We start from the raw sequence: 411 nt of genomic DNA on the forward strand, positions 1-411 counted from the left end.
GGCGACGTTGCTGGCGGCAGCCGGCGTAGCGCTGGCCGGGGTGGCGTTGCTCGGCGCCGCATCAAGGGTCACCACCTGGGCGTTGACGTCGTTGCGGACCTTGACCGCCTGCAGGCGCACGGATTCGGCCTGGGCGCGATCGGCATACGGTCCGATCCGCACCCGCCAGGCCTGGCGCCCACCGATCGTGGCCTGCTCGCGAAAGCCCGGCAGCTGCGCCTGCTTGAGCCGCGCGATCACCGCATCGGCGTCGGCGGCGGTGGCGTAGGCGCCGAAATTCACCGCGTAGTTGCCGGCGGCCGTGCTCGGCGGCAACGGTTGCGCGGCGCTGCCCGCGGCCGGATCGGCCAGGTCGGCGGCATCGGGGTTGTCCTTGACCGGCGCCGGCGCGGCGGCTGGCGCAGCGGCGGC

Annotated in this window: 1 protein-coding gene; it reads right to left on the reverse strand. The window is 74.9% G+C overall.

Going from position 1 to position 411, the window contains the following annotated elements; translation table 11 throughout:
* A partial coding sequence (locus tag D588_RS25685) for an SPOR domain-containing protein (RefSeq protein ID WP_017917250.1) occupies positions 1-411 on the reverse strand: 411 nt, incomplete at both ends.

This window comes from Xanthomonas sp. SHU 308, assembly GCF_000364645.1.
GTDB classification, from domain to species: domain Bacteria; phylum Pseudomonadota; class Gammaproteobacteria; order Xanthomonadales; family Xanthomonadaceae; genus Xanthomonas_A; species Xanthomonas_A sontii.